Annotated in this window: 1 protein-coding gene and 1 pseudogene; both read right to left on the reverse strand. The window is 58.5% G+C overall.

Features of this window, described 5'->3' with window-relative positions:
- Positions 1-287, reverse strand: a 287-nt coding sequence (locus KP705_RS21580) for a transposase (RefSeq protein WP_374195579.1), incomplete at its 3' end; no start/stop codon positions are given.
- 47 nt (positions 288-334) lie between these two features.
- Positions 335-403, reverse strand: a pseudogene (locus KP705_RS21585) (hypothetical protein); the annotation flags it as partial.
- Positions 404-412: the final 9 nt, after the last annotated feature.

A 412-nucleotide genomic window follows, 5' to 3' on the forward strand; every position in this document is an offset into this window, starting at 1 on the left:
ATCAGCAGATTCTGGCGGAAGCTGTCGCTGTCATAGCCCCGATCAGCCAGCATGGCCCTGGGGTTCGGAGCCGGAAGTGCCATCAGAGCATTGACGGCTTTATAGTCCGAGACTTGCCCGCCGGTGAGGACAAAGCCAAGAGGRCGTCCYTGATTGTCGCACCGGGCGTGGATTTTGCTCGTAAAACCGCCGCGTGATCGACCAAAACCTTCCGTATGAGCCCCCCTTTTGCACCCGTTGCCTGGGAGTGGGCGCGAACCACGGTACTGTCGACCATATGCTGCCAGTCATCACTCAGTCCCACGTCCACCAGAGTTTGCAGCAAGGCATCCCATACACCCTGTTCAGCCCAACGCCGGAACCTGACATAGACCGAGTTCCATTTTCCGTAGCGCTCATGCATGTCCCGCCA

Source organism: Gluconobacter sp. P1D12_c, from assembly GCF_018812105.1.
Taxonomy (GTDB): domain Bacteria; phylum Pseudomonadota; class Alphaproteobacteria; order Acetobacterales; family Acetobacteraceae; genus Gluconobacter; species Gluconobacter oxydans_A.